Source organism: Brevibacillus laterosporus LMG 15441, from assembly GCF_000219535.2.
Taxonomy (GTDB): domain Bacteria; phylum Bacillota; class Bacilli; order Brevibacillales; family Brevibacillaceae; genus Brevibacillus_B; species Brevibacillus_B halotolerans.
In genome coordinates this window covers 1,718,997-1,738,912 of sequence record NZ_CP007806.1, presented here as the reverse complement: position 1 = coordinate 1,738,912, position 19,916 = coordinate 1,718,997, and the positions used below count along the sequence as shown (strand labels likewise).

Sequence of the window (19,916 nt, the reverse complement as noted above, 5' to 3'; positions counted from 1 at the left end):
CGCTTTCTTTGCTTTTGTTTCAAGGGAAAGTTGAAAGATTTTCCGGCATTTGCTAAAATAATTGTCCTATTTTAATTTTTTGGTCATCCAAACCAGTTCCTTCCCCAAATTCACAAAGCGTTCCTGAAGACGTTCGTCCTGTAAGGTGTTGTCCTCTGTAAACGCTTTATAGGAATTAGAAACGCTCGGAGAACCTGGTAACGGATAAGCATGCAAATTACGGAATATAAGCTGTAGTGTATTAACCGTATTCGTTGCTCCCATACTTCCGCCTGCTACGCCAATAATTGCGACTGGTTTTCCCTGTAAAAATCGTCCTTCCAAAAAATCAAACGAGTTTTTCAAAGCACCTGTAATGGTTCCGTGATATTCTGGAGAACCAACCACAAGTGCATCGGCTTCCGCTACTTTCTTCACAAATTGATGAACAATCTCTGGATACGTACTAGCATCGTTTCTAGCATCATATAGAGGCAGTGGCCACTCAGCTAAATGAATTAATTCAACTTCTGCTCCTTCCATCTTTGCTGAATCTAAAACAATTTGCATTACCTTTTTTGTGCTGGATTCAACATTCATCGAGCCTGCTATTCCAACAATCTTCATTAAGAAAACATCCTTCCCTCTAAAAAAGCATTCCATTTATTGCTTTATTTCTATGATAACGAATCTCATTATTTGAGTAAACAAATTTATTTAATAAGTATAAAAATCAAGCTGTTGTTCTGAATGAACAGGCTCCCCTCATAGACTGATATCAGGATATAACTCCTTGTCTTCTTCAACATTTTTCCAACAAGAAGGAAGATGGTCAATGATAAAAAAAACCTTTCGTGTCACGTCCTTACTTACATCCTCGATGCTTGGGGCGGGATTTCTCAGCGGTTATGAATGGTTGCGGTTTTTTACCTACTACGGCACCTGGGGTTCCATTGGTTTAATCTTGGCTATTATAGCAATGACTTGGATTCTGTATGAATCTCTTCACCTAGCCTATCGAAATCAGCTATTCTCCCTGTCTCAGTTTTTAGCCCACCTTATCGGGCCACAGCTCACTCATGTATTTGGTTTCTTTACAGCTCTCATCATCATTTTATACAGTGGGATCATGTTAGCCGATCAAGCAATTTTTTTGGAGCAGACAACCTCCCTATCTCCACTGCTTGGTTTACTTGTTTTCCTTGTGCTCGTCTTTTTGGGCGCTAGGCTCCCCAACGCTTCCTTAGCTAAAATAGCCGCAGGGTGCATAGTGGGAGCTGTCATCATTGTATTGTTTTTATATAGCAATCAAACTCATATTCCATTACCCAGTTTATCTTATCAGCTAAACCTAAAATGGCTTTGGAATGGATTATTATTTACTGGCCTGCATCTATTTTTTAGCATGGCTGTGCTTCTCCCTTTGGTGCGCGAAACAGAGTCACTTTCTTCATTGCGACTTGGCATCGTATTAAGCAGCTTATTGTTTGGTGTTATTGGATTGTTCATTCATTTGCAAATTTTATCGCATTGGCATGATGTTCATACCCACCTCAAGCCCATTGTGGAAATTTTGATGGCTCAATTGCCGTATAGTGTGTATGCTTATCTGCCTATAAGTCTCGGACATGTCATTATACTGGCAAGCATCCTCCTACGCAGTCTAACTGACCCGTTACTTCAGGAGACGCAGGTTAGTGAGCTACCGCTTGTTCTTACCTTAGTAAGCTTTGTAGGGGTAATCTCCTTCTTTGGCATCTTCTTCTCCTTTCTTTCCCCCTTGCTTTACAGCACGATCACTTATGTTGGCCTCGCTTTATTAAGCATTCTCATCGTGCAGTTTAGCGGCAAGCGTAAGCCTCCACAGGATACCAACGATACTTGATACTTTGTTCCGACTACACAACAGCACAATAAGGCATCGACTGTTTTTGCATGACAAAAAGCGCTTCTCCTTGCAGAAATAATTTCTGAAAGAGAAGCGCTTTTTTCATTAATCCCTATATGCTTGCCCTAGTATTGCGAGTTCGATACCTCGCCCTTTACAATGGACACACCCGCACTTGCACCGATCCGGCACGCGCCAGCTTGAAGCATTTTTTCAACATCTGCATAGCTGCGAATACCGCCAGAGGCTTTTACACCTAACTCAGGACCTACTGTTTTTCGCATTAAAGCTATATCTTCCGCAGTGGCTCCGCCTGTTGAAAAGCCTGTTGATGTCTTGACAAAATCCGCTCCAGCTTTCACGGATAATTTACACGCACGTACTTTTTCTTCTTCAGTGAGCAAGCATGTTTCAATAATAACCTTGACCAGTGCTTTGCCTTTTGCTGCTTCTACTACTGCACGGATATCCTGTTCAACTAGCTGGTCATTTTTGTCTTTTAATGCACCAACGTTTATTACCATATCTACTTCAGTAGCACCGTTTTCAATCGCGTTCGTTGTTTCATAGGCTTTCAGCTCAGGAGTGTTCGCGCCTAAAGGAAATCCGATAACCGTGCACACTTTGACCTCTGGAGCTTCCTTCAAAAGCTCCGCGCACAAGCTTACCCAAGTAGGATTCACACAAACGGAAGCAAATCGATATTCTTTTGCTTCTTCACAAAGCCCTACAATCATGTCTCTAGTTGTATCCGGCTTTAGTGCTGTGTGATCAATATATTTTGCTACGCTTTCTTTGGACATGTACATCCCTCTTTCGCAACCGTTACCAGTTATCTATTCTTTAATCTCACAATAAACCAACGGCAATGCTTCCACTGGGCCTTTGGAGAATCCATATGATTGATAGATACGTTCAATCACCTGATCGACGTCCTGTGTATTACTGTGGATCGTTACAAGCGACTCCCCTTGCTTCACCTGATCCCCCACTTTTTTATGCAGGATCAGACCAACAGCTAGGTCGATTTCAGATTCTTTCGTAGCACGTCCTGCTCCTAAAATCATTGCCGCTGTACCAATATCATCGGCAATAATCTCGGCTACATAACCATCTTCCTTGGCTGGAACCTCTATTGTAAATTGAGCTGTTGGCAAACGCTCCGGTTGATCGACAACGCTAGCATCTCCGCCTTGTGCAGCCAGGAAGGTTTTAAAGGTTTCGAGTGCTTTTCCGTTTGCAATCACTTCTTCGAGCTTGGTCCGTGCTTCTTCTAGACTTGCCGCTTCACCTGCTAAATAAACCATTTGAGAGCCTAATACTAAGCAAAGTTCACGCAGGTCTTCTGGCCCTTCACCTTTTAACGTGTCAATTGCTTCCTTAACTTCTAAAGCATTTCCGATTGCAAAACCAAGAGGCTGACTCATGTCAGAAATAACCGCCATCGTTTTTCGCCCTACTTGGTTACCGATTTTAACCATGGTACTAGCTAGTTCTTTCGCATCATCTAACGTTTTCATGAAGGCTCCGGCGCCTGTTTTTACATCCAAAACAATGGCATCCGCACCAGAAGCAATCTTTTTACTCATAATCGAGCTTGCAATTAATGGAATGGAGCTTACTGATCCTGTGACATCACGTAAGCCATATAGTTTTTTATCAGCGGGGGTAAGATTACCGCTTTGTCCAACTACGGCTACTTTATTTGTGTTCACTAAACGGTTAAATTCATCATTATCAATCTCGACATGGAAGCCTGTTACTGCTTCCAGCTTGTCTATTGTACCGCCTGTGTGTCCTAGACCACGACCAGACATTTTTGCTACAGGAACACCTACTGCCGCAACTAGCGGAGCAAGAACTAGCGTTGTAGTGTCACCAACACCACCTGTGCTGTGTTTGTCTACCTTTACACCTTCTATAGCGGACAAATCAATCTGATCACCTGATTCAACCATGGCCATTGTCAGATAGGCTGTTTCTTCTGGAGTCATCCCCTGAAAGTAAATCGCCATAGCTAAAGCAGACATTTGATAATCCGGAATAGATCCATCCGTAAAACCCTCAACGATAAAGATAATCTCTTCTTTGGTCAGTTCTTTCCCATCGCGTTTCTTTTCAATTAAATCGACCATTCTCATATTGATCACCTGCTGTTTCATTATGTATGTTGACAGCTACTACCGTGAGATTACCTACTTCAGTATCTCCATCTTCACCTTACCAGCCTCATGAAAAAATGTCAAATCTCGTTTGAACATTTGTCCAATTCGTATCATATATAAATGGAGCCCTATTCAGAAGGTAGTAACGGTCTGCTGTCTTTAAAAAGGGTAAGCACCTATTTTAAGACATTTTGTGAAGATTACAAGCATGAATTTTCGAAAAGCAAAAAGAGGCCTGCTCCATAAAGGGAAGCTTGCCTCTTTTTCTTGCAATCTGAAGGTCATTTGAGTTGTTTTATTCCCTTTTTATTTTTTTAATAATTCCTTGGCAGTATATTGATCAGTAACCAAAACATTATTATAGCCACCACGGATTGCTCCCCTAATTGCCTCTAGCTTGGTTGAGCCTCCAGCGACTAAAATAGACCGTTCCTTACTCTTGAGCTCCTCTATCGAGATACCAACTGTCCGGTTCGTTAGCTCTTCATTTACAATGTTACCGTCCTGATCGTAGAACCGGGAGCAGATATCGCCAACTGCCCGCTCGGCTAACAAGGCTAAATCATGTTCACTAAAATAGCCTAATCGAAACAATAAGGCATCAGACATCACTCCACCTACTGTAAAGATAGCAATGTTAGCCTTTCGTGCTAGTTCTAGCTGTCGTTGTATGTAACGATCTGTCTCTACCGTTTCTTTTACCAACGCTGAGTCGACGATTGCGGGTAGAGGCAAATAATGCGGTGTAGTCTGGTAGGCTTGTCCAAATAAATGCAATACCTCTGAGGCGTAGGTATTTGTTTGTGAATGGCTCACACCACCCTTTAATTGTACCACCTGTGCCCCCTGAATGGCTTTTGGCTGCAATTCCATGGCTACTCGATACATTGTCGTGCCCCACGTAACTGCGATTATATCATGATCTGTGACAACCTCATGAAGATACTGTGCGGTTCGTTTCCCAATCATTTCTTTAATGAGTGTCTCGTCATTAGTCGCTACTGGTACAACCATAACAGCTTTTAAATGATATTTTTGCGCTAGTTCCAGCTCAATGCGCTGAAGACTTTCCTCTGGGTCCATAATTTCAATACGCACAATGCCTTCAGCCTTGGCTTGCTGTAGCAGTCTCGATACAGTTGGTCTTGATACACCTAGTTGCTTAGCAATCTCTTGTTGACTTAAATCCAATTGATAATACATTTTAGCTGCTTCGACCATCTTACTAATTTTATTTTCTTCCATATGTCACCCGTACCTTTACGTCATCTATCAAGACTATACAAGCAAACCCATGTTCTAGCAACCTTAATAGCCACCTTGATGTTTGAAACCAGATTGGCTTGCGCAGATTAGTAATTAAACATGTAAAACGGAGGTATCATATGCCTTACTTTATTGCAAATGGCGCAACCATTCACTATGAGATAAAAGGGGAAGGGCTTCCGATTTTGTGTATCCACCCCCCTCTGCTTACAGGCAGCATTTTTTATTATCAGCAAAAAGAGCTGCAAGACCGCTATAAGGTGATTACAGTGGATTTGAGAGGACACGGCAGGAGCAGCATTTCAGCCCATCCCTTTACCTATGAAGGAATCGCATCTGACTTACATCTATTATTAGAGCATCTCTGTATTGAACAAGCCGTCCTGTTAGGCTATTCTACCGGAGGCTCTATCGCATTAGAAATGATGTTAAAAAAACCTAAGCACGTCAGAGGTGCAATATTATTAAGCGGAATGGCCCACTGTAGAAGTCCCTATCTGCATCGATTAATTACGATTGCTGAAAAGTTAGCTCGACGAGGGGCTCTACACACATTATCAACGGTGATTGGCTATAGTAATTCTAATAATTTCCTTACGTTTATACGAAATTATAAAGATGCCATAAAAGGAAACCCAATAGGGATTGCTGACTATTATCACTATGCTGCTTGCTACGATGTGTTGGATCGCCTCCATGAGATTACGTTCCCCATTCTTTTATTAACGGGTGAAAAGGATCCGCATTTTACCTGCTTTGCCAAAGAAATGGCTTCTCACTTACCGATGGCAAAAATTCGTTCCATTCCGCGTTATAAGCATCAGCTCCCTATCAAAGCTTATCACGAGGTTAATTTATTGGTTCATCAGTTTATTAACAGCTTTTGCCTTCAGTCTCAATAGCAGTTACCAGCATCAATGATGAAGGGATGCTTCAGCAGCGTACAGGATCGATGCAAACAAAGAAATGCATGTCATGAATTCAACCCGTTAGCATAGGGGATTATTCAAAAAACCGACCGCAGGCTGTACAAATCCCACGGTCGGTTAGTTTTTTTCCTCTTTATTTTCCATTTCCAACAATAGCTACTCAAACAGGTAATCCAGATGTTCAAAAGCCCCTTGTACACACTCCTGTAACTCTTTTAGGAAATCAGCAAAGGTTTTTGATGAATCAAGCTTTGTAAAAATAGCTACTGTATTTACAAACATGCTCATGATTGTCTTAGTATCAGGGTGTTCTTGGCTTCTAGATAAGAACTGTCATTACTTGATCATATGGCAGGGGAAAACCAACGAAACTGTCGTTCCCTCTCCTACTGCTGAAATAATGCTCACCTGATGATCTAATTTCTCGCTAATCTGTTGTACTAAATATAGTCCCATTCCAGTTGATTCTCGATATTTACGCCCATTCTCTCCAGTAAAGAAAGGACGGAATACCCGTTTAATATCTGCTTCGGGAATGCCTACTCCTCTATCGGTAATTTCTAATCTAACCTCTGTCTCCTCTTGGGTTGCAGAAATTGTAACCTTTTGCTTAGTGCCTGCGGAATATTTAATGGCATTCGTAATAATTTGATTTAACATAAAAGGAAGCCATTTCGAATCCGATTTCACATACACCCCATCCGGAATTTGTACATCTGGAAAAACCTGATTGCGAATAAAATAGGTTTTATTCTCCTGTATGACCCGTTGTACAATAGGCTTCAATTCAACAGAATCAACACGGAAGTCTCGCTCAAATACTTCTAGGCGGGATGTATGAAGGACCATTTCTAACCCTCGTCCAATTCGCTCCGCCTCTTCTCTGATACTTGGGAAAGGCGGATCATCCTCATCCTGTACTAATAACTGAATGACAGATAGAGGTGTCTTCATCTGGTGAACCCACTGATTCATGAAAGTGACATGCTCGTCCTTCTTTCGCTCATGCTCAAGGATCATTTGCTGATACATCCGATATTGACTTTGCATTGCTTCAGCATACGCTTCACTAACTGGTGTTTCGTGAAAATCAACTAAAGAATCCTCCAGCGTTTCCATTGGCTTTTCCAAATGCAAATAAAATTCTCTTGAGCGGATGTAAGTAATAAAAAGATAGATAGCTAACAAGCCTATACTTAAAACAAACATATAGATTAACACGGAGTTTTTGGCATATCCGTCTAATAATAAGATGAACAAAACAAACAGCAATTGAAAAACCTGAAAGAATATCAGCCGCAGATGTTCACGAAAGAACAACTTCACGCTTCATTCCCCCACGTTAGCACTAAACGGTACCCAGCTCCACGTACTGTTTCAATCGCATCTTCAATCCCTAATTCCTGAAACTTTTTACGGACACGTGTGATATTCACATTTAATGTATTATCGTCCACGTATACCTGATCATCCCATAAGTTTTCTAGCAAACGCTCCCGACTCACAATGCGAGGGTAGCGTTTCATTAGCTCCTCAATTAATACAGCCTCTTTTTTGGTTAAACTCACCATTTCATTATGTAAGGTGAGCTCCATTCGTTCTGGGTACAATGTTAATCCAGCCTGTTGTACAATTCTCTCCTGCATTTTAGGCGCATAATCTCCATAGTTGCGGCGTAAATGGCTGCGGATTTTGGCCATCACAACATCATAATGAAACGGTTTAGCTATATAGTCATCTGCTCCGTTCTCCAAGCCTAGAATCTGATCCATTTCGCCTGCTCGGGCTGAAATGAACAGGATTGGACATGTAGAAATTTTTCTGATTTGACGGCACCAATAATAACCATCGAATTTTGGCAAATTCACATCTAAAAGAACCAACTGTGGATTCAGCTCTTGAAATTCCTCTATCACACGTTCAAAATTCTTAACAATAACAGCTTGATATCCATATTTTTCAATATAACTTTGTAAGAGTTCAGCTAGTTTGGGATCATCTTCCACGATGTATACAGTATTTACGTTCATCTCATTTTCCCCTTTTCCAACCGTTTGCTTCCCTTTAGTTTATCACATTTTTATCCTAATACATTATCGCCTACCAATAAAGTCAATGATACAAAATCGGCGACTGTCTGCCAAGTTAGTGAACGACCATTTCCCGACAAGCTGCTGCGCATTGATAGCAAGCATGAGCGCAGGCCTGACAATAATCTTGTTCAAACTGACTGCATATTTTTGCACATACTTCGCAGATTTCCGCTGTTAATTTGCAGATCTGACTACAAAACATGCTGTCCAAGGATAATGCACTAATTGCTAGCATACATATCTCTGCACTTTGCCGTACGATGAAAAGACAATCTCGGTATTTATTCAGATCACTATTCTGTAGACAGGCTGCATAGCATTCATTGCAGGCCTGTAAACAAGCTTTACACACTTGTAGGCAATTCGCTACCTGTTGAGGTGTTACTTGCATCTTTTCTACCTCCGTCTCTTTCGTTCCTATTATTTACCCGTTGTGAGAAAAGGAGAATCAGCAGATCATCATTCAAACATTCAAATAAACATTTGAGTGTTTGGCGGTTTGGTTATATAATATAAATCAAACAAGGCAACAATACATAAACATCTATCCACGTTTAAAGGAGTATAGCTTACTGATTTCTTGTTGAAAGGAGAATTTATATGGGACACCATCATGATCATTCTCACGGAGGACATCATCATCACGGGAGTGGAGCGAACAAGCGCGCTCTATTGATTTCCCTATTCATAATCACTGCTTTTTTAATTGTAGAGGTAATTGGCGGCTTTCTTACAAACAGCCTTGCCCTTTTGTCGGATGCAGGGCATATGCTAAGCGACTCTTCTGCTCTATTTCTTAGTCTGATCGCCATGTTTTTTGCCGCTAGAAAACCTTCAGCCAAAAAAACATACGGCTTTTATCGCTTCGAAATCCTAGCCGCACTCATTAATGGTGTAATGCTCGTGGTTATCTCTCTTGTCATCATTTGGGAGGCTTATCAACGATTCTTCGCACCACCTGAAGTAGCAAGTCTGTCGATGATGGGGATTGCGTTCGTTGGTCTATTGGCTAACATTGCAGCCGCCTTCGTTCTGATGCGTGGTGATTACAAAAACAACCTGAATATTCGTAGTGCTTTTTTGCATGTCCTTGGTGATCTATTGGGATCAGTAGGGGCTATTCTAGCAGGTCTTCTCATGTGGAAATTCAATTGGTATATCGCAGACCCCATCATCAGTGTAGTAGTAGCGGTTCTAATTATGTTAAGCGCCTGGCGTGTTACTAGAGATTCTGTTGATGTTCTCATGGAAAGCACACCAGCTTCTATAGACGCTGATCAGGTTTCGGATGCTCTATCCAAGGTTGAAGGAGTTACTAGTGTGCATGATTTACATATCTGGACGGTTACCTCTGGATTTGATTCACTCAGTTGCCACTTACATGTTAAAGATGGCTTAGCCAGTTACCCTATTCTGCAAGAAGCGTTACACTTGTTAGAACATCAATTCGGCATTACACACTCCACCATTCAAATTGAAGATTCAAGTATTTTACATCAGGAGCTTTTATGTGAAACAGGACCTCAAACAAGTGACAAGCATGAACATAATCACAGTCATTAACCCCCAAGTCTTTCCTTTATTAGGAAAGACTTTTTTCGATTAAACTTGTTTGATTTCGATCACACTAAGAAAAATCCATTTTTAGTAAATGGAGGATATCTTGTGAAATATAGAAATACACCTATTACGTTCCTTCAAGCCTGCTGCATTCTCTTTCTATCAACAGGACTTCTTAACCATGTTATTTTAATTCCCTTATTACTTCGTACAGTTGAAAGAGACGGTTGGATTAGTATTCTCATCGCTATGATACTTACAATTTGCTGGCTTCCTCTGTTGCTGTTCATTATTCGTCGGCAAAGGGGCACGAGTTTATTCTCTTGGATTACGCAACAGAGCAGTGCTTGGTTTGCTTGGATCATCATCGGGTTGTTCATTCTCTACTTACTCTCAGATATATATGTTACAACTCTGGATATGACCATGTGGACCAAGATTTCCTATTTACCGCAAACTCCTGTATTTTTGGTAGCTGCCAGCATAATCCTCTTATCCATACTTTGTGCTTTATCTGGTATCCAACCCTTGGCCATTTGTGCTGGAATCATATTACCAATCGTTCTTTTATTAGGGTATTTCGTGATGGGCGCCAACTTTCAGTACAAGAATTATTCGCTTTTATTGCCGATTCTCGAAAATGGTTATTTTCCCGTTCTAAGAGGTGCAATGATCGTTGGAAATGGAATGGTAGAAATCATCTTTCTTTTGATGCTACAACACCACATTTCTACCTCAATCACCTTTAAAAAGGCAGTGTGGCTCTGTATCCTACTCGCTGGCCTGACACTTGGCCCCTATATGGGAGCAGTAGCTAGTTTCGGGCCAAAAGAAGCTGCGAATCAAATGTATCCATCTTTTGAGCAATGGCGTCTCGTAACCATTGGCAAGTATATTGAGCATGTTGATTTTCTCTCAATCTTCCAATGGTTATCTGGAGCATTTATACGTGTTTCACTAGCTTTATTCCTTATTTATGACATCCTCCCCATAAAAAAACGTGGCCATCAAATCCTAGTTACGGTTTTGTCTGGCAGCCTTATTGTAGTTATTATCTTATTGCATACAAAGGACCCTTTATTAATTGATTCCTTTAAAAGAATCTATTTTCCCTTAGCTTTATTTGTTTTATTGGCTATTTCTCTCTTACTTGCTTTCATTGGAAGCTGGTCAAAACAGAACGCGAGAGGTACGGATGAACATGCAAAAGGAAGCAAATCAACATAACCAAGCTACCAGCACAAACAGTATCGGCTTACGTCAGCTTCTCTGTGACTATTTTGCAAAATGTGCTGATGTAAAAGTAGAAACATTTCAGTTTGCTACCACAGATTCATCTGTACCTATTTCGTTTTTTTATTGTGATGGATTAATCGATGCTAGAATGTATCGGCAATTTGTGTTTTCCGATCTCCAAAAAAAGTTTAGCAGATATTCCTCATTAGAAGAGTTAGATCGAAGCTTACCCGTGCAGCCTATTGATTCTCCTATTGATCTAAAAGAGATTGAGCGAGAGCTGTTTATTGGGAAGCTCATCATTACTGTCGATTCATATGATCGAGCCTTTGTATTGGATATTTCAGATCCCCCAAATCGTTCGCCTGAAGAATCTAATACGGAGATTTCAGTTAAAGGCCCAAAGGATGGGTTTACAGAAAGCGTTTCAACAAACATAGCCCTGATTAGAAAAAGACTTCGCTCTGAATCAATGTGGCATGAACGCTTTACGATCGGTCAACGCAGTCAATCTCAGGTAGCTCTTTTGTATATAAAAGATATTATTGATCCCAAACTCGTAGAAGAAGTACAGCATCGGCTTACCAGCATCAGTGTAGATGCATTAGTCAGTAGCTCTCAGCTTGGGGAAGCGTTAGGGGACTCTTCTTATTCTTTATTTCCTTTATTGGATTATGTTGGACGTCCTGATTATGTTGTACAGAGCTTATTGCGCGGACGCTTTATCATTTTTATAGAAGGTTCTCCTATGGCATTGATTGGGCCTACCAATCTTCTTTTGACCCTAAAATCACCTGAGGATATCCACTTTCCCTTCTATTTCGTTACCTTTGAGCGTATCCTTAGGCTCCTTGGCTTGATCGTTTCCATTTTTACGCCTGGATTCTGGACTGCGTTGATTTCCTTTAATGTAGAACAATTACCGTTTCCTCTGTTAGCTACAGTAACCACTGCGAGGGTTGGGCTACCTCTTTCATCCTCCATGGAAATGTTCTTGATGCTGGGTTTGTTTGAAATTTTTCGTGAGGCTGGTATTCGTTTGCCAAAAGCGGTGGGCCAAACAGTAGCAGTAGTTGGGGGATTAATTGTTGGGGATGCCTCTATCCGTGCCGGGCTTGGTTCCCCCACTACCTTGGTCGTTGCTGCAGTGACGGCAGTAGCAACCTTTACCTTAGTCAATCAATCGTTGAGCGGAACAGTGAGTGTCCTGCGAATATTTGTACTCATTGTATCGTCCTTTTTAGGGATGTACGGTTTTTTTCTCTCTGTTTTATCAATTGTACTTTATCTGAGCACTCAGGAATCATTCGGCCTTCCTTATTTAGCACCAATCTCTCCGCCAACCTTTAAAGATATGCTCCAATCGTTAATCGCTCTTCCTTTAAAAGCGATGAAAAAACGGCCGAAAATCCTGCATACAACCGATCCCACTAGACAAGGCAGTGATGAAGCGTGAGGAAGATGTCTCGGACATGTATCTCCTATCTATCGACAATCCTTCTGTTGATTTTGTTAACCGGTTGTTGGGATAATAAAAATATTCAAGACCTCAACTACGTGACAGCACTCGGGATTGATTTTAAGGACGGAGAATTTATTATTTACACACAGTCGCTTGATTTCACCAATATTGCTAAGCAGGAAGGAGCTAGTAACAAAGTAGACAAGCCTATTTGGACCGCTCAAGCCAAAGGAAAAACGATTGATCGAGCCATAAATCATTTTTTCAAATCTAACCAATTACGTGTTGTTTGGGATTATGTTACTGGAATTGTTCTCAGTGAGAGGATGTTAGCGAAAGATCTTTTAGCAAATATTGATAGCTTGCTTCGTTATCCTGAGGTACGATACACTCCTTGGATTTTTGGCTCAGACAAGCCTATAGACAGCTTATTTACTACTCCATCATTATTTGGACTGTCACCACTCCTGACCATCTTACATAATCCGGAAGAATCCTTTAAACAAGATTCGATCATTGAACCAATAAGGTTTCAACGGTTTGTTTACGAAATAAGGGAGCCTGGGCTTACGTTATTACTACCATCCCTAAGTTCTAGCCAAAAGGAATGGACCAGAAATCAAAAAAAATCACCTCAATTCCAAATAGATGGCGTCTATGCCATTAAAGAGGGGACCAATGGCGGGTGGTTTCCATCTGCGAAGATTGCTGGTTTACGTTGGATGACACCCGATACTGTTCAAACCTTCGTTCATCTAGATCGTGGTGATAAACCATTGGCTAACCTGTCCTTTTCCAAGCCCAAGCATCAGGTAAAGTTTACATTTGATCAAAGCGGTCAACCCCGATTTTCCATTTCTGTAAAGGTGCGTGGGTCAATAGATGAATTATCCGAGAAGGCGGATATGGAGGAGCTTCGTAAAAGAGCAGAGCAAAAAATAAAACAAGAAATTAGAGATACCTATCAACACGGAATCAAAAAGGGAATTGATCTATATTCACTAAAAAATTATCTGTACAAACAAGATATACAAGCCTGGAAGCGTCTGTCCGCCAATAATGGAATTAACTTAACAAAGGCGTCACTAAAAACCATTCAAGTCCACGTTAAATTGAATCACTCTGGCATGTATCGCATAAAAAAATAGAGGAAGTCAGCAAAAGTGTCCGTACCATTTGCTACTTCCTCATTTTTATGCAAGCATTCTCATTTTACTTCAAATTCCTCAGGTCGATCCAAACGATAGAGGTTCATATAGCGAGGCTCTTTATTCATTAATTCTGTATGTGTTCCTCGCATGACAATCCTTCCATCCTCCATAAAAATGATTTCATCCATATGCTCTGCCCCCACCAAATGATGGGTGATCCAAATGAGCGTTTTTTCGTTCAAGGTGTTAAAAATAGTTTGCAAAAGCTCCCGTTCCGTACGAGGATCTAGCCCAACAGTAGGTTCATCGAGCAAGACGATCGGTGTATTTTGTAGAAGAATGCGTGCAAGTGCAATTCGTTGACGTTCTCCGCCCGAAAAGCGTTGCCCTGTCTCATTCATTTGCGTTTGATACCCTTCTGGCAAGTATTCGATTAAACGATCCAATTGAACCTGTCTGCAAACCTGCCTCAATTCCTCATCAGACGCTTCGACCTTTCCAAGTCGAATATTATTTTCTACAGTAGTATCAAACAGATGAGGGCTTTGATTTAATACTGACATGATCGTCGGAATATGCTCTCCATAATGATCTGCCGGTATCCCCTGAATGCTGATACGCCCCTGAGTAGGAAGAAGCGCTCCCTGTATGAGCTTTAATAACGTTGATTTACCAGCACCGCTTCGTCCGATAATTGCTATTTTTTTACCCTGCGGCACAGTAAGCGATACCTGTTGAACGGCAACAGGTGCTTCTGGAGCATATTGATAAGTGACTTCCTCGATATGGATGTGGGCATCCTTCTGAGTTAATTGTATTTGTTGTTCATCTATCTTTGACTGGAACTCACTTGTGCGGTTTTTTCCATCTGCCTTATCAATACTGTTCAGGCGGTCTAATGAGTTTTGATATTGGGGGATCTTCTCAATCGCTTCTGAGATTGGTAAAAAGATGTCCATCACCGGAAACATTACCAGTACGAAAGCTGCGATCAATGTGACAGCAATTTCACCCATAGCATATTGATCACCTGTCCAAAATAACATGGCTACTACAATACACCCCACAATCGTTTGTCCTAGGAAATTACGCCACTTACTCCATTCGCTTAATGTAGCGTCAATGCGGGCTACTTTCGCCTCATCCTGCTCGTAGGAATGAACAAACTGCTCCTCCCTACCACTAATTACCCAGTCGCCCATCCCCATTATGGCATCAGTTAGTTTTTGATATAACCCATTGCGTTCGGATTTGCTTTCTGTTTGCAGTTGTTTGGTCAGCACGAGTGAAATAGCCGGAAACACAAATAGCAATAACAGGATTAAAAAAGCCATGAACAAGGCAAATCCCGTATCAAACCAGCCAATGACCGCAAGCACCACCACATACATAACCAATGCTACGATGCTAGGAAAAATAGTGCGCAAGTAGACATTTTGAAGATACTCGACATCATCAGCCAAAACACCCAGTAGATCACCTGTGCGAAAGCGTGAACGAACAAATAAAGCCTGCGGTTCCAAAATCTGATACAACCGTAAACGCATTTTTGATAAAATCCGCAAGATTGTATCATGTCCTACCAACCGTTCCACATAATGAACAACAGCACGACTGATCCCAAACGTACGAACCAATACTACAGGCACATAGACCAATAAAATATTTTCAGGTCGTAATGCTGATTTAGAAATGAGAAAGCCAGATGTAAACATCAAGGAACTAGCTGTTACAGCCGTACATACGCCTAAAAGGACAATAAGAGCAAACCTTCTCGCATAAGCTTTCATGTAGGGGAAAAGCCATTCTTCTCGCTTCATTAGATTTCCTCCCCTTGCATTGCAATCATTTGATAGTAGGTTCCTCGTTTGGCAAGCAGCTCTGCATGTGTACCTACTTCTTTTATCATCCCCTGCTCCAATACAATGATAAGGTCCATATCAAGCATCCAATGAAGCCTATGTGTCGCTAGCAGCACTAATTTATCTTCAAACAAAGAGAGCATCGTCTCTTTTAGTTCATATTCCGTTTCAATATCAAGATGAGCGGTCGGTTCGTCTAATAAAATTATAGGTCGATTGCTTAAAAATGCACGAGCAAGAGCGATGCGTTGCTCCTGTCCACCACTTAACGTACGTCCGCCATTCCCGATTCGTTCTTCACCTTTTCTAGGCAAACTATTGAATAAATCACCTAGACCAGCAGCTTGAATCGCCTTATCTATCTGATCATCACTAGCTGTAGGAGAGTAAAACCTGACATTATCATATAGCGAGCATGAAAAAATATATGGATGCTGAGGAATATAGGTTGTTTGGCTTTGCCATTTTGCTTGACATAGCGAAGATACCCGTTGTCCATTCAACTCCATTTGTCCAGATGTGGGAGCCAAAAATCCAGCAAGTACATCAATTAATGTGGACTTACCTGCACCACTTTCTCCAATAATTCCGATCTTTTGTTTACCTGTTATGCTAAAAGAGATATCTTTTAGGGAAGGCTTAGCTTCCAAAAGGGCTTGTTCTTTCTGAATTGAGTTTGTTTGACTCTCATGCTTCATACCAATAGAAGTAAGTACCAGATAGCTTTCATTTGTCCATTCGCTTATCGTTACGCTAGAATCTTCTTCCTTGCCTTGAGCTACCTGCTGTTTCAGAATCGCTTGAATCGCCTCTCCTGCTTCTTTCCCATTTAATGTCGCATGATAATCAGCGCCCACCATACGAATTGGCAAGAAATATTCGGGGGCCAAAATCAAAACGGTTAACCCTGTTAACAGAAAAATTTCCCCAGAAATAAGTCGTAGCCCTAGACTAACCGCAACACAAGCCACGGAAAGCATTGTGAAAAAATCCAGCGCAAATGATGATAGAAAAGCTACGCGTAAGGTGCCCATCGTCGCAGAACGATAGCGATCACTCACCCGCTCGATTGTTTTGCTATGCGAACGGCTTAATCCTAAATATTTAAGGGTTTCCAATCCACGCAATGCATCTACAAAATGGTTGGATAAAATGCGATATGATTTCCATTGGCGATCCATTTTTCCCTTAGCTGCAAGACCAATTAGAATCATAAACACAATTAAAATCGGCATCGTAACAAGCAAAATAATTCCAGAAATCATATCCTGCCAGGCTACATAAGCAAGAATGATCCAAGGTGTGATCGCCGTACTAACCATACGGGGAATAATCAATTCGAGATAGGTACGAAATTGTGCAACTCCCTCGATCACGAGCGTTACCACATTCCCTGTACCCTGTGTTTTAGCAAAACGCGGTCCTAACAAAAATAGTTTTTCCATTAACCTTTTACGTACATCACTGCCTGTCTTCATCGCAAAGCGATAGGCGATTTTCTGTTGCAGCAGGTTGGTCAAATGACGAACGAGAAACGCCAACAAAAACAAACCCAAGCCCATATATAGTTCCTGTAGTTTTTGACCAGCAAAAAGGGCGGAAATAACTTCCGCCAACCATTTTGCCTGGTATAGAATGGACAAGCTTTGGATTAGAACAAGCACAGCTACTGCTAGTAGAACCGGCACAATTCCTTTATAACCGAGTAAGTTTTTACCCATTAATATTCCAAGTGCTCCTTCTCATGTACACGTTTATGAAATACAAAGTAACTCCAAATTTGATAGCCCAATACAAATGGTAGCAAGGATAAAGCTACAATCGTCATGATTTTAAGAGAGTATGGACTAGATGATGCATTTTGAATTGTTAGGTTGAACATACTGTCAATAGAGCTAATCATTACACGCGGGAACAATCCAATAAATACGGAACTAATGGAAAGAGCAATCACTGTACCAGTCATACCGAATGCCCAGCCATCGCGTTCTTTCGAAATAAAGTAACCAGCTAGCACATAAGCAATGACACCTAATACGGCTATCACGCTTAGTATTCCACCCCGAACGGTAAAAATATCCGTCATGAAGTAGGTCATACTTCCAAAGATAACCAACAGAAGTGCTAGTGGAACCAACAGCATTTTTGCCTGCTTGCGAGCACGTAAGCGCAGATCACCTGTTGTCCGTAGTGTTGCAAACAAAAGACCGTGTACCTGGCAAAGAACAACAACGGTTACTCCGCCCATCACGCTATACAGATTAACCATGTCAAACAATCCAGCGTTCATTTCCATGTTTGCATCAATTGGTAAGCCCTTTAATAGACAAGCAAATACTACACCCAGTAGGAATGGCGGTAAAAAGCTACCGATAAAAATCGCAACATCCCAAACTTTTCTCCATACAGGATTATCTACTTTGCCACGGTATTCAAAAGCAACACCGCGACCGATTAACGCTAATAGAAGAAATACTAACGGTAAATAAAAGCCACTAAACAGAGTTGCATACCAGTTAGGGAATGCAGCAAACATCGCTCCCCCTGCGGTCAAGAGCCATACTTCATTCGCATCCCAGAACGGGCCAATTGAATTGATTAAAACACGGCGCTCTATGTCTGATTTGGCTAGGAAAGTAGTAGACATTCCAATTCCAAAATCAAAGCCCTCTAAAAAGAAGAAGCCAATAAATAAAACGGCGATTAAAACAAACCAGAGTTCATTAAGAGAAAGCATGAGTTTCCTCCTTATTAAACGGGTCATTTGTACTTGCTTCTGCCTTCACTAGAGCATAAGGACCCTTCTTGATAACACGAGTAAACAAATAAAGGAGCACGATGAACAGCGCCAAATAAATCGTACTAAAAGCAATCAGGGAGAATAACACTTCGCCAGCAGATACGCTAGGTGAAATACTATCTTCAGTTTTCATCAACCCAAAAACAGTCCATGGCTGACGACCAAATTCAGTCATAACCCACCCTGCTGTATTTGCGATAAATGGTAAAGAAATACTATATACCATTGCATGCATAAACCATTTATTTGGCTGCTCTAGCTTTTTGCGCCATGATAAATAGAATCCGATCATTGCAAGGAGAATCATTAAACTACCACCTGCTACCATGATGCGGAAGCTCCAGAATGTCGTGCGAACAGGTGGAATATAATCGCCAGGACCATATTTTTGTTCGTATTCAGCTTGTAACTCATTCATTCCAGGAAGGTCACCTGAGAATTTACTATAGGATAGATAGCTTAACAGGTAAGGAATTGAAACCTCTATTCCATTTTTCTTGTTTTCTGGATCAATCGTAGCAAATACTGTCCAAGGAGCTGGGTCCGGACTTCTTTCCCACAAGGCTTCACTTGCAGCCATTTTCATAGGCTGTGTTCCCACCAGATATTGAGCTTGTTGGTGACCAAATACAGCTACAAGGAGAGAAGATAGAAGTGCAACCACAATCGATAACTGAAAAGATGATTTAAAGAATGATACCTCTTGTTTACGCAATAATTTATAAGCACTAACACCAGCTACTAGGAAAGCGCCAGTCGCAAACGCGGAAAAAATCGTATGCGGGAACTCTACCATTAACTGACCATTCGTAACGAGTGCAAAAAAGTCATTCATCTCCGCTCGACCATTGTTGATCTCAAAGCCTACAGGTCGTTGCATAAAAGAGTTGGCTAACAGTATCCAGAAAGCAGACATTGTCGTACCGAAAGCCACCAGCCAAATACAGAGACAGTGAACCTTTTTCGACAAACGCTCCCAACCAAAAATCCATAAACCGATAAATGTAGATTCCAAAAAGAAAGCTAATAATGCCTCAATTGCAAGGGGCGCACCGAAAACGTCACCGACAAATCTTGAATAATTAGACCAGTTCATACCAAATTGGAACTCCTGTAGAATCCCTGTTACGACACCCACACCAAAGTTAATCAGGAACAGCTTGCCCCAAAACTTTGCCATGTGCTTATATTTTTCTTCCCCTTTGACCACATACATCGTTTCCATTATTGCGATTAGAAAAGATAATCCAATCGTCAATGGGACGAAGATGAAGTGGAAAATCGTTGTGGAAGCAAACTGAGTACGTGAAAGCATTACCAGATCCAAATCCATTGATTTCCTCATCCCTCTCTCTTGATAGTTTTTTAACTAAAAGGTATTTTATCTATCCTTGCGTTATTTTCTCAGATTGTTCCATACCCCATGTGTGATATTTATCACATTTAGTTCACTAGTTTCAATCTAATTTGAAAAGATTCATCTATCCGACAAAAAGTAACATTTTAACAAAATAATATTCAGAAA

17 protein-coding genes and 1 pseudogene are annotated in these 19,916 nt (G+C 41.1%); 6 read left to right on the top strand and 12 right to left on the bottom strand.

Annotated features, from left to right (window positions below; translation table 11 throughout):
• Positions 1 to 66 precede the first annotated feature (66 nt).
• Positions 67 to 606 (bottom strand): NADPH-dependent FMN reductase, encoded by a 540-nt coding sequence (locus BRLA_RS08075; RefSeq protein WP_003337920.1) that lies wholly within the window; start codon positions 604 to 606, stop codon positions 67 to 69.
• A 208-nt stretch (positions 607 to 814) separates the two neighbouring features.
• Between BRLA_RS08075 and BRLA_RS08070 the strand changes: the two genes are divergently transcribed.
• Positions 815 to 1,864, top strand: a complete 1,050-nt coding sequence (locus BRLA_RS08070) for a hypothetical protein (protein WP_003337921.1) — start codon at positions 815 to 817, stop codon at positions 1,862 to 1,864.
• A 128-nt stretch (positions 1,865 to 1,992) separates the two neighbouring features.
• On the opposite strand, the gene deoC is transcribed toward BRLA_RS08070, so the two are convergent.
• From deoC to BRLA_RS08055, 3 genes are all read right to left on the bottom strand, one after another.
• On the bottom strand, positions 1,993 to 2,670 hold the full coding sequence (gene deoC, locus BRLA_RS08065; protein WP_003337922.1) for a deoxyribose-phosphate aldolase: 678 nt from the start codon (positions 2,668 to 2,670) through the stop codon (positions 1,993 to 1,995).
• 33 nt (positions 2,671 to 2,703) lie between these two features.
• Complete coding sequence (locus tag BRLA_RS08060; RefSeq protein ID WP_003337923.1) at positions 2,704 to 4,008, bottom strand: pyrimidine-nucleoside phosphorylase; 1,305 nt, start codon at positions 4,006 to 4,008, stop codon at positions 2,704 to 2,706.
• A 330-nt stretch (positions 4,009 to 4,338) separates the two neighbouring features.
• Positions 4,339 to 5,277 carry a DNA-binding transcriptional repressor DeoR gene (locus BRLA_RS08055; protein ID WP_003337924.1) on the bottom strand — a complete coding sequence of 313 codons (939 nt, stop codon included), beginning with the start codon at positions 5,275 to 5,277 and terminating at the stop codon, positions 4,339 to 4,341.
• Between the two features lie 140 nt (positions 5,278 to 5,417).
• Here BRLA_RS08055 and BRLA_RS08050 point away from each other — a divergent pair, with 140 nt between their 5' ends.
• The gene (locus tag BRLA_RS08050; protein ID WP_003337926.1) at positions 5,418 to 6,200 is read left to right on the top strand and encodes an alpha/beta fold hydrolase; all 783 of its coding nucleotides are present in this window, start codon (positions 5,418 to 5,420) and stop codon (positions 6,198 to 6,200) included.
• A 183-nt stretch (positions 6,201 to 6,383) separates the two neighbouring features.
• Here BRLA_RS08050 and BRLA_RS25225 read toward each other — a convergent pair.
• The 4 genes and pseudogenes from BRLA_RS25225 to BRLA_RS24565 all read right to left on the bottom strand — a co-directional run.
• Positions 6,384 to 6,527: pseudogene (locus tag BRLA_RS25225) on the bottom strand (condensation domain-containing protein); the annotation flags it as partial.
• 36 nt (positions 6,528 to 6,563) lie between these two features.
• Positions 6,564 to 7,553 carry a sensor histidine kinase gene (locus BRLA_RS08045; RefSeq protein ID WP_003337928.1) on the bottom strand — a complete coding sequence of 330 codons (990 nt, stop codon included), beginning with the start codon at positions 7,551 to 7,553 and terminating at the stop codon, positions 6,564 to 6,566.
• Entirely contained in the window at positions 7,550 to 8,257 is a 708-nt protein-coding gene (locus BRLA_RS08040) for a response regulator transcription factor (RefSeq protein ID WP_003337929.1), read from the bottom strand. The genes BRLA_RS08045 and BRLA_RS08040 overlap by 4 nt, the downstream gene beginning before the upstream one ends.
• A gap of 115 nt (positions 8,258 to 8,372) precedes the next feature.
• Positions 8,373 to 8,711, bottom strand: a complete 339-nt coding sequence (locus BRLA_RS24565) for a four-helix bundle copper-binding protein (protein ID WP_003337930.1) — start codon at positions 8,709 to 8,711, stop codon at positions 8,373 to 8,375.
• A 209-nt stretch (positions 8,712 to 8,920) separates the two neighbouring features.
• On the opposite strand from BRLA_RS24565, the gene BRLA_RS08035 reads away from it, so the two are divergent.
• The 4 genes from BRLA_RS08035 (at position 8,921) to BRLA_RS08020 (ending at position 13,726) form a co-directional block, all read left to right on the top strand.
• Positions 8,921 to 9,883, top strand: a complete 963-nt coding sequence (locus BRLA_RS08035) for a cation diffusion facilitator family transporter (protein ID WP_003337931.1) — start codon at positions 8,921 to 8,923, stop codon at positions 9,881 to 9,883.
• Positions 9,884 to 9,985: 102 nt separating this feature from the next.
• Positions 9,986 to 11,107, top strand: coding sequence for a GerAB/ArcD/ProY family transporter (locus tag BRLA_RS08030; protein WP_003337932.1), 1,122 nt, complete (start codon positions 9,986 to 9,988; stop codon positions 11,105 to 11,107).
• Positions 11,082 to 12,572 (top strand): spore germination protein, encoded by a 1,491-nt coding sequence (locus BRLA_RS08025; protein WP_041752025.1) that lies wholly within the window; start codon positions 11,082 to 11,084, stop codon positions 12,570 to 12,572. Before BRLA_RS08030 ends, BRLA_RS08025 begins: the two co-directional genes overlap by 26 nt.
• Positions 12,573 to 12,577: 5 nt before the next feature.
• On the top strand, positions 12,578 to 13,726 hold the full coding sequence (locus BRLA_RS08020; RefSeq protein WP_003337934.1) for a Ger(x)C family spore germination protein: 1,149 nt from the start codon (positions 12,578 to 12,580) through the stop codon (positions 13,724 to 13,726).
• A gap of 59 nt (positions 13,727 to 13,785) precedes the next feature.
• On the opposite strand, the gene cydC is transcribed toward BRLA_RS08020, so the two are convergent.
• From cydC to BRLA_RS08000, 4 genes are read right to left on the bottom strand one after another with little or no spacing between them, the layout of a single operon-like run.
• Complete coding sequence (gene cydC / locus BRLA_RS08015; protein ID WP_003337935.1) at positions 13,786 to 15,549, bottom strand: thiol reductant ABC exporter subunit CydC; 1,764 nt, start codon at positions 15,547 to 15,549, stop codon at positions 13,786 to 13,788.
• Positions 15,549 to 17,312 carry a thiol reductant ABC exporter subunit CydD gene (gene cydD / locus BRLA_RS08010; protein WP_003337936.1) on the bottom strand — a complete coding sequence of 588 codons (1,764 nt, stop codon included), beginning with the start codon at positions 17,310 to 17,312 and terminating at the stop codon, positions 15,549 to 15,551. The genes cydC and cydD overlap by 1 nt, the downstream gene beginning before the upstream one ends.
• Positions 17,312 to 18,328 (bottom strand): cytochrome d ubiquinol oxidase subunit II, encoded by a 1,017-nt coding sequence (gene cydB, locus BRLA_RS08005; protein WP_003337938.1) that lies wholly within the window; start codon positions 18,326 to 18,328, stop codon positions 17,312 to 17,314. Before cydB ends, cydD begins: the two co-directional genes overlap by 1 nt.
• Positions 18,315 to 19,724: a cytochrome ubiquinol oxidase subunit I gene (locus BRLA_RS08000; RefSeq protein ID WP_003337939.1), complete on the bottom strand. Its 1,410-nt coding sequence runs from the start codon at positions 19,722 to 19,724 to the stop codon at positions 18,315 to 18,317. Before BRLA_RS08000 ends, cydB begins: the two co-directional genes overlap by 14 nt.
• Positions 19,725 to 19,916: the final 192 nt, after the last annotated feature.